Source organism: Dactylosporangium sp. NPDC049525, from assembly GCF_040676755.1.
Lineage (GTDB): Bacteria > Actinomycetota > Actinomycetes > Mycobacteriales > Micromonosporaceae > Dactylosporangium.
Genome location: NZ_JBFAPO010000121.1, coordinates 1 through 9664 on the forward strand (window position 1 = coordinate 1; position 9664 = coordinate 9664).

General features: G+C 72.6%; 7 protein-coding genes. 2 read left to right on the forward strand and 5 right to left on the reverse strand.

The genetic code is table 11. The features are described 5' to 3' along the window. Both AB0K00_RS57045 and AB0K00_RS57050 read left to right on the forward strand, forming a co-directional pair. Positions 1-2383, forward strand: a 2383-nt coding sequence (locus AB0K00_RS57045) for a hypothetical protein (RefSeq protein ID WP_363539972.1), incomplete at its 5' end; no start/stop codon positions are given. A 1-nt stretch (position 2384) separates the two neighbouring features. Continuing rightward, a complete protein-coding gene (locus AB0K00_RS57050) occupies positions 2385-4121 on the forward strand; it encodes a hypothetical protein (protein WP_363539974.1) in 1737 nt (578 codons plus the stop codon). A 60-nt stretch (positions 4122-4181) separates the two neighbouring features. Here the strand turns inward: AB0K00_RS57050 and AB0K00_RS57055 are convergent, their stop codons facing one another. The 5 genes from AB0K00_RS57055 to AB0K00_RS57075 all read right to left on the reverse strand — a co-directional run. Beyond that, positions 4182-6185, reverse strand: a complete 2004-nt coding sequence (locus AB0K00_RS57055; protein WP_363539976.1) for an ATP-binding cassette domain-containing protein — start codon at positions 6183-6185, stop codon at positions 4182-4184. Then, the gene (locus AB0K00_RS57060; protein ID WP_363539978.1) at positions 6182-7306 is read right to left on the reverse strand and encodes a hypothetical protein; all 1125 of its coding nucleotides are present in this window, start codon (positions 7304-7306) and stop codon (positions 6182-6184) included. The genes AB0K00_RS57055 and AB0K00_RS57060 overlap by 4 nt, the downstream gene beginning before the upstream one ends. 11 nt (positions 7307-7317) lie before the next feature. Continuing rightward, positions 7318-8442 carry a protein phosphatase 2C domain-containing protein gene (locus AB0K00_RS57065; protein ID WP_363539980.1) on the reverse strand — a complete coding sequence of 375 codons (1125 nt, stop codon included), beginning with the start codon at positions 8440-8442 and terminating at the stop codon, positions 7318-7320. Further along, complete coding sequence (locus AB0K00_RS57070; RefSeq protein ID WP_363539982.1) at positions 8439-9188, reverse strand: VWA domain-containing protein; 750 nt, start codon at positions 9186-9188, stop codon at positions 8439-8441. The genes AB0K00_RS57065 and AB0K00_RS57070 overlap by 4 nt, the downstream gene beginning before the upstream one ends. Beyond that, positions 9185-9664 (reverse strand): DUF4407 domain-containing protein (locus tag AB0K00_RS57075; RefSeq protein WP_363539984.1); only part of this gene is annotated, 480 nt, incomplete at its 5' end. The genes AB0K00_RS57070 and AB0K00_RS57075, both read right to left, overlap by 4 nt.

Below are 9664 nucleotides of genomic sequence, written 5' to 3' on the forward strand. Positions count from 1 at the left end.
CGGCGCGAAGGTCGTCGTCGCCGACCTGCAACAGGACCTGGGCCCGAAGGTGGCCCAACAAGATCGTCTACCGGACCGGGTCATGACGGCGCCGGTCGCGCCGACCGCCACCGTTCCCGCGCAGCCCGCCGCGCCCGCACCCACGCCCGCACCGGCGCCCGCGGCCACCCCGGCGCAGCCGGCGGACGCCGGCAGTCCCAAGCCGGCCGCACCGCCGCCGCCGGCCGAGACCGGGCCCGCGCCGGTCGGCGTCGAGGGCGCCGACAGCGGGTCATGGCAGGCGCCGGGCGAGGCCGTCTCCCGCCCGGGGTCGGGCACCGCCCGCAACGAGCACTGGAAGGCGGCCCGCAAGGTCCTCGGCGACGAGGTCGACGGCGACAAGATCGCCGGGGACAAGATCGTGCTGAACCTGGCGGACAAGCCGGTGCAGGTGCCGGAGCTGTCCATCGACCTGCTGGAGCCGGTGCGGTTCGCGTTCGTCGACCCGCAGGGCTGGGGCGTGCTGTCCACCCAGTTCGCGGCGAAGCGGACGATCATCGTGCGGGGGCGCACCGGGCACGGCAAGGACGCCGCCGCGATCCGGCTGCTGCTGGGTGACGGCGGCCCGATCTACTACCTCGACCCCGCCACCGACGTGGCGCAGCTCGCCGCCTCGATCACCAGGCGGACCGAGGAGCTCGGCCGCTCCGAAGCGGGCATCGGGTTCCTGCTCTGCCAGCCGGACCAGGCCGGGAAGCTGCGCGGCTACACGTTCCACGCGCTGGAGGGTGCGCTGACCGCGGCCAACGCCCGGCTGGTGATCACCATGTCGGCCGACGTGCTGCCGGCCGACGGGGAGCTCGAGCCTTACGTCCTGGACCTCGGCGACGGGCCGGTGCCGCACCGCCGGATCGTGCGCAGCCACCTCAGCTGGAAGTGCAACGACGAGGAGGCGCTGGCGAAGCTCCTGGCCAGCCCCGCCGTGGACGAGCTCATCGCCGAGCTGGAGCACGGCGATCACACCTGCCAGTCCGCCGCCGAACTGGCGTGGATCATCAGCTCGGTCCGCACCGAGGAGGGCACGGTCAACCCGGCCCTGGTGCGCGAGCTGCGGCAGAAGCGGCAGGACCAGACGTTCAACCTGTGGTTCGACAGCCTGCGGGGGGTCGAGGAACGCAGCTTCGCCATCGCGCTCGCGGTGCTGGACGGGCTGCCGTACGAGGACGTGGCCGACGCGGCCCGCCGGCTGCACGCCAAGCTGGAGCTGACGCAGCGGCTGACGGTGTCCGGCGGCGCGAAGGCGGAGCTCCGGCTGGCCCGGCGCGACCTGCTGCAGATCCCGGTCAACCGGCTGCTGGACACGCTGCGGGCCGCCGAGCGCGACGAGTCGTCGCGGTACGAGTACGGCGTCGTCCCGGTCCGCGTCGTGGCCTACCGCGACGAGAGCTACCCGTCGAAGATCGTCGAACGGGTCTGGCGCGGCTTCCAGATCCAGCCCACGCTGCTCAACTGGCTTTACGAGCTCGTCGTCGCGCAGTCCGACCGGGTGCGGTACTTCGCCGCGAACACGCTCGGCGTGCTGTGCCGGTACTCCTTCGACTACCTGTGGACCAGTTCGCTGAGCCGCTGGGCCGACAGCAAGGACTCCCGGCTGCGGGAGGCGGTCGCGTACGCGCTGCGCGAACCGGCCGCCGACCCGCGGCTCGTGCCCAGCGTGAACATGCTCGTCGCCGGCTGGTACGCCGACCGGGACTCACCCCGCCGGCAGGCGACCGCCGCCCGCGCGTTCGGGGTGTGCGTCGGCCAGCCCGACGTGAACGCCGCCATCGACCGGCTCGGCCGGCTCGCGACCATCGACGACTTCACCATCGCGGTGGGGATCGGCAACGCGCTGGCCGACCTGATCCTCGAGGACCCCGAGGGGGTGACGCCGCGGGTGTGTGCGGCCCTCGTCGAGTGGTTCGGCGACAAGCTGCGCACCCGGGCGGCGCAGCTCGCGTTCCTGATCCTGGCCAGCACCCTGGTCACCTGGGTGCGGCCGGACCCGGACGGGCCCGAGGTGCAATGGCCGAGCCTGTTGCGGCTGACCGGCGACGTCGACGAGGTGCGCCGGCCGCTGCAGGCGCTGTGGCGCCACCTGTTCAACAACACGGTGCTGTACGACGAGGCCAACGCCGTCTTCACCGGCTGGGCCGCGCTCGCCGAGAACGACACCGACCAGCTCCGGGCGCTGCTGAAGCTGTTCCGCGAGGTCCTGCGGCAGCCCAGTTTCGATCCCCGGGTCCACCGGAACCTGACCAAGCTGACCAAGGACTGGGTCGACCCGCGGAACCTCATCCCCATGCCGAACGCGCATCGCGCCATGGTTGCCCTGCTCGACAAGCTCGGGCCGGAAGGACGCTGACATGACCGAGCCCATCCCGCTGATCAAGCTCAACGAGCCGGTGAAGCGGCTCACCGTCACCCCGGGCAAGGGTCGCACCCCGTCGGTGGCGGTCGTCTACGCCACCCGCGACGGCGACCTCGAGGTGCTCGACGGCGGCAAGCCGATGCGGTGGTCGGACCAGATGCTCACCAAGTACCGGACCCGGTTCGAGGTGGACATCAGCGATCACCACCTCTCGTTCGAGTTCAAGGACGACGTGCCGCTGCCGACGCAGGGCGACGTGTACCACTTCCACGCCACCGTCAGCGTGAGCTTCCGCGTCACCGACCCAGCCGAGGTGATCCGGCGCAACGTGACCGACGCCGTGCCGCTGGTCCGCGGGCACGTGCTGGGCGTCTGCCGGCCGATCACCCGGATGTTCGCCATCGAGGAGGCGGAGGAGGCCGAGGCCGCGATCCGCGCGCGGTTCCGGCGCGACACCCTGATCCAGGGCGGGATCTCGATGTACGCCGTCGAGGTGCGGCTCTCGCTCGACGAGGCGGGCCGCAAGTACCTGCAGGAGGTCGAGCAGGCCGCCCGCGACGAGAAGATCCACGCCGCGCGGCACGCCACCAACGTCAACGACGTGAACCGCGAGGGCCAGCTGGACGTGCTCAAGCAGGCCCGGGACCACCTGCTGCAGGACCGCGAGCGGATGATGCTCAACGGGCAGCCCCTCGACGCGATGTCGATGGTGCGGCTGCACCTGCAGCGCAACCCGCACGACACGGCCGGCGCGATGAAGATCGTCGCGGAGCTGGAGCAGGCGCGGTACGAGCACCAGGAGAAGCAGACCGACCGGATGCAGTCGCTGCTCGCCGGGTTCGCCGGCGAAGGACTGGTCAACCCGGCCGAGGTGTCGGCGCTGGTCGACGCGGTCGTGCGGCACATGGAAGGCTCCGCCGGCGTGCTGCACGCGTCGGCCACCGTCGGCACGCCGGCCCAGCCGCAGCAGCCGGCGCTGGACTGGGACGAGTCGCTCGACGACATCCTCGGCGCCGCGAACCCCTCAGCGACGCCCGCCGACGAGCCGGGCCGGTCGCCCGCGCCGGCGGCGCCCGCGCCGGCGGCGCCCGCGCCACCGGCCAACCTCTGCCCGGTCTACCTGCTGATCGACGAGTCGGTCGAGGACGACGTCTGGACCGCCGGCCTGGACACCACCGTGACCGAGCTGTTCGGCGACCTGGCCGCCCGGGCCAAGGTCGCGGCGGCGCTGCGGATCGCCGTGCTCGGCTTCGCCGAGTCGGTCGAGACCCGGCTGCCGCTGGGCCCGGTGCCCACCACGCCGGTGTCGCCGCAGTTCACCGCCCGCGGGCCGGCCGACTACGCCGAGCTCTTCGGCGCGCTCGGCAGGCAGGTGGGCGCGGACCTGGAGGCGCTGCGCGCCCAGCACGACTCGGTGCGGCCGCCGCTGTTCGTCCTGCTGTGCGGGGCCGAGGCGCGTGACAGCGCCTGGGAGACGCCCCGGCGGCGGCTGCTCGGGCAGCTGCGGCGGGCCGAGATCGTGGCCTTCGGCCTGGGCCCGGCGAGCGCCGCCGTCGCGGACCTCGCCTCGTACCCGGAGCTGGCGTTCCTCGGCGACGGTCTGGAGACCGGGCGGGCGCTCGGGCTCTTCGCCGCCTTCCTGCACCAGCACATCGTCGACCTGGGCCAGTCCGCGCTGGACGGCACCGAGCCCCCCACCCCCGCACCGAGCGGCTTCCGCCCGGCTGAATGAAGCGGTAACACGGAAGAGGCCCCGGTCCGAGCGGACCGGGGCCATCTTCGTCGTAGGCGGCTAAGCGGCGAGGCGGTGCTCCAGCGCGGTGGCCGCGGCACCGGCGCCGGCAACGGCCAGCACCAGCAGCGCGGGCGCGCCGACCAGCCAGGTCACGCCGAGCAGCAGCCAGCCGGCCACGAGCAGGACCGACCCCGCGACGACCCCGCTCACCAGCAGGTTCGTCGGCGTGAGCGCACCATCGGGAATCGCGACGGAGGCGAGCATGCCACCGCTCAACGCCAGGATCATGGCCAGCCACACCGGCACGTACACCGACCACCAGCTGCCGGGCGCCGGCTCGCCGGCCAGGTGCGCCCACAAGGCCATCGGCGCCGCCAGCACCGCGCACACCGCCCCGTGCACAACGAGCCGGGCGGTGACGACCGCCGCCGCGCCGACCCCGGCGCGCCGCTCGTGGGCCAGCACGGCCCGCGCGGTGGCCAGGTCCGCGCCACCCGTCACGAGTGCGCACCCGACCGCGACGGCGGCCAGCAGCAGCACCGCCACGGAAGGGACGAACACCAGCAGCCCGCCGGCGACGGCCAGCACGGGCAGGCCGGCCAGCACGCCGTTGCCGCGCCGGCGGAACAGCAGCCACTGCTGGCGCAGCATGGCGCCCAGGCCGTCGAATGTGCTCGCCGGGCCGACCGCCGAGCGCATCGGCGGCAGCCGCACCGGCAGCTCGGCCCGGCCCGGGCCGGAGTCGCCCGTCGACGCCGTCCGGCCGGCCAGGAACTCCGCCCGGGTCAGATCCGTCCGGTTCGCGAACGGCTGGCCGCCCGGCCCCGCGTAATGCATCCGCCCCTGCCGGTCCAGCACCACCACGGTGCGGGCCAGGTCGAGGTTGCCGATCTCGCCGGCCGCGACCACGACTGTGCAGGTCGTGTCCTGGCTGACGGTCGCCAGCCGGGACATCAGGTCGCGGTCGGCGCTGATCGCGTGCGACCCGCCGGCCTCGAACAGCACCAGCAGCGCCGGCCTGGCGATCAGCTCCCGCGCGATGCACAGCCGCTTGCGGTCCGCGTCGTTGAGGGTGCGCGCCTGCAGGTCCGCCGCGGCGGTCAGACCCAGCCACGACAGGACGTCCTCGAGGTGCTCCGCGTCCGCGCCGGCCAGGGTCTCCCGGACGGTGAGCAGCCCGTGCAGGTCGTCGGTGGCCGACACCCATCGCACCGCCGGGTTGCCCCTGCGGCTGGAGCCGCCGACGTGCACCGCGCCGTGGTCGGGCCGGTACCCGCCGACGATCAGCCCCAGCAGCATCTGCGCGCCGGCCGGGTCGGGGCTGAACACCGCGACGAAGTCACCCGCGGGCACCGACATCGAGACGTTGTCCAGGATCTGCCGCCCGCCCCGGCGCACGCTCAGCTCGCTGCATTCCACCGTCAGGCCGCGGCCCCGCCGCCCGCCGCCCGGCACGGTGATGACCTTCCGCCCGACGGTGAACCTGGTGCCGGGCTCCCGTACCGCCGACGCCACCGACTGGCCATCGACGAAGATCTGCCCGTTGTGCGCGGTCACCCACCACGCGCCCCGCTCGTCCACCTCGATCCAGGCGTGGCCGGGCACCACCTCCGGATCGTCGACGACCAGCTGCGTCTCCGGGCCGGGCGGCGCCCCGGGCGGCACGATGACGTAGCGGACGACCCTGTCCCCCGGGTCACCGCCTGGCGCTGGCGGCGGTGGCGGCGGCGTGCCGTCCGTGGCCGGCCCCGGCTCCCAGTTGCGCCGCGGCGGCTCGCTGTACGGCTCGGCGCTCAGCCGCACCTCGGCCCGGTCGGTCGACAGCTCGACGTCGTCCTCGTCGACCGGCCGGCCGTTGATGCGCAGCTCCGACGGGCACTCGGCGGGTCCACTGTGGAACCACCACTCGCCGAACTCGGAGACGAAGTGCCCGACGCACAGGTTGTGGTTCGGCGGGTTCGTGGAGACCTTGAGCACGCCGGCGTCCATCCACAGGTAATGCGGGTCCTGCTCGGGCAGCCGGCGTTCGGCATCGTCGAGGATCAGCAGGAGCGAGCTCACGAAAACCCCTTCTGCAGCAGCATCAACACCACCATCAGCACCACCGCGGTCGCGGCGCCCCCCACCGTCCACAGGGCCACGATCTTCGGGCGGCGCTCCTCGACCGGCTGCGGCGTGAGCGTTGCCCGCGGCGCGGTCCGGGCCGGCGCCCGCGGCCGCTTGTACGGGGCCGGCACCCACCCGGTGCCCGCGGGCGACGACGGCGCCGCCGGCGGCATCACCTTGGTCGGCGGCAGCGGCCACGCGCTCGGCGTGACGACCTGCGGGCCGGTGGACATGGGCGTCACGCCGACCGTGGCGCGCGCCGTCCACTTGATCCACCGACCGGCCAGCCGCCGCCAGTTCTCCAGGTCGACCGGCTCGCGGTTGGCGGTCTGCGCGATGAGCGTCGCGTCGGCGGCGTTGATGACCGTCGTCAGGCGCGCCAGCGGCACGCTCTGCAACGAGAAGTCGTCCAGCAGCAGCCACACCGCCACCCACGCCAGCTTCACCAGCTCCAGCTGCCGCGACGGCTTCGCCGACGGCAGCAGGCTCTGCAGGTAACCCGGTGCGGCCGGCGGTCCGACGGCGCCCCACGGACCGATCATGACGTCACAGTCGACGAAGTACGCCTCGGAACCCGACTCGGTGCACAGGATGTTCAGCTCCCGCACGTCGTTGACGAGCACGTCCTGCCGGTGGAACCAGAGCAGGATGTCGGTGGCGTTGCCGATCGCGTTCTGCTTCATCGGCACCGTGGCACCCGCGATGACCGTGTCGTTGATGCGCCGGCTGACCAGGTTGGCGATCACGTTCGGCCGGATCTGCCCGTCGGGGTACGTCGGACGGAAGAACTGGTGCGGCGCGCGGGGGATCAGGACGCCGAGCAGCATGCCGTTGTGGCGCACCCGGTACCGCGGCCATGACGCGACCCGGTCGAGGTGCCGGCGCACCTCGGGCGGCAGCGCGTCGCGCCACCCGATCAGGCCACCCAGCGCATGTTGGTCCGCCTCGGCGCGGAACTCCTCGGAGTACTCCTTGTACACGTAGTGCATGCCCGCATAGGCGCACGACCACATGGTGGAGTTGCCGGCGTCGCCCCAGCCGAGCCGCTCCCGGTCGCGCAGCTGCGCCAGCTCCACCCAGAAACTGTTTATCGGATCCACACCGCCACTGCCGCCCTGTCGTCGTGAAATCGCGGATCGTCGAAGTTCACCTGGTTGAGGAAGTCCGTCGGGGCCGGCGGCTTGCGCCAGCGGTCGATGAGCTCCTTGGACACAGGGGAGTTGCCCCGGGTGGCCAGGGCCGCGGCGAATCCGTCGCTGGCCACCGTCACCACCGCCCCGCGGCCCACCAGCGTCGACTTCTGCTGGACGTCCCGGTGCCCCGGCAGGTGCCGGGTCACGTTCTCCGTGTCGGCGCGCCGCTCGTGGTGCAGGACGCCCCAGTTGCCGCGCTCCAGCACCCAGGCCTCGGAGTCGCCGATGCCCCAGGTCGAGACGACCGCACCCTCGGTGTCCGCGCGGATCTCGGCGACGACGAGGGTGGTGGCGCCGTCCAGTCCGTTCTGGATCACGAACGCCTCGACGTACCGGATGATCCCGTGAAGCATCTGCAGCGGATCCTGCTCGGGCCGTAGCCCCTCGGCCCTGGCGAGCGTCTGCTCGACGACCTCACGGGCGAGCTGACCGGAGTCGACCTTGGAGCCGAGGCCGTCGGCGACGACCGCGAAGACGGCCCGGCGGCGCTCGTTCCAGACGACGCCGGCGACGTCCTGCCCGGCGGTACCACCGTAGGCGTGGCTGCTGCCGCGGGCCGTCGCCACCCGGACCGTGGCCCGGAACCGGCCGGCGCTGCAGGCTCCGTGGTAGACCGACTGCTGCCACGCGGCCTCCAGCACCACCGGCGCCGCCGTCAGCTTCGGATCGACCGTCGTCGTGGCGGGCGGCGAAGGCTCCCGCCGCGTCTTGGAGAGGATGCCGAGCGCCGAGCGCGACGCCCAGCCCTCCGACTGCTGCCGCGGCACGGCCGGCCCTGACTCCGGCTGCGGCTCGTGCCGCGACTCCGACGGCAGTCTCGACCGTGCGTCCGACCGCGCGTCGGCCCGTGAGCCTGATCTGGGCTCGGGCCTCGGCTCCTTGCCCCCGCGCGTCGGCGTCACCTCCTGACCGGCCTTGGTTTTCTTCACCGGCAACCGCGTGCGGCGCAGGTAAATCACACAAGCGAGGAGCACCGCCAGGGCGAACACCACCAGCGCCCAGAACGTGAGGGGGTTCATGACCGCGGCCCGTCGATACGGCTCATCCCGACCGGCGTCCGGATGGTCAGCAGCCCGGTGGTCGCCGAGGTCGAGATGCTGCTCTCGATCGCGCTCACCACGCTCTCCGACAGCTCCCGCAGGTTGCTCGAACGGTCGGCGATGAACGCGTTGCGCATGCCGTTCGCCTGGCCGGTGGAGAGGCTGTACAGCGTGTCCCGGTCAGCGCCGGGCAGCCCGATCGCGACGATCCGCGCGCCGATCGGCGGGTTCACCAGCCGGTCGCGGTGGACCATCCACTCCGACAGTTCCTGGTCCAGGTTCCGCGCGTAGGGCCGGCCGTCGGTGATGAAGAAGATCCACGGCGCGGCCACCTCGACCGCGTAGTTGTCGTTCTCCCGGTTCAGCTTCACCGTCCGTACGTCCTTGGTGTGCTGGTCGCCGAGGAACTTCAGCACCTGCGCGTAGTCGGTGCCGTAGCCGATCTTCGGCCGGTTCGTCGACGCGGCCCGGTCCAGCGACGTCATCGGCCGAAGGATCTCCGGCTCGTCGTTGAACGCCACCACGCTGGCCGCGGCCATCTTGTTGAGCACCGGATGCGCGGCCAGCTGCCGCAGCATCCTGGGGATGAGCCGCTCGAAGTGCTCCTGGGCGTTGCCGTGCTGCGGTGCCTCCCGCGACGGCCGGCGCATGGACTCCGACGTGTCCAGCACCAGATAGATCAGGTAGTTGCGGACCCGCGACTCTGTGGGGTGGCTCGTCGTCACCGGTTACCTCCGGGCGGATTGTGCCGGACCTCCTGCGTCGGCGCCTCCGCGTCGATGTCGACGACCCAGGACTCCTTGGGCGCCGGACCCCAGCCGGGGCTGGCCGGGCCGATCGCGGTGCGCATCAGATGGGACTCCAGCGCGTCGATCAGATCGTTTCGGCGCTCGTCGTAGTTGGCGCGCTCGATGCGGTCGACCTCGTCGATGCGCTCGAACTCCATCCGGCGCTGCAGCTCCCGCTCGTGCCGCACCACGTCGCCCCACTGCGCGTTGCGGTCCAGCTCCTCGCCGGAGCGCATCCGCTGGACGCGTTCCTGCTCCGCGAGCTTCTCCGCCAGCAGCCGGTCGTAGGAGTTGTTGCCGCTGAGCGCCTTGAGGATCACCGGCAGGGCGTCGACGAGGATGAAGAAGATCCGGATCGCCCACTGGGTCACCCGGACGTACCCGTTCTCCGACACCAGCTCGTCCAGCGTGCG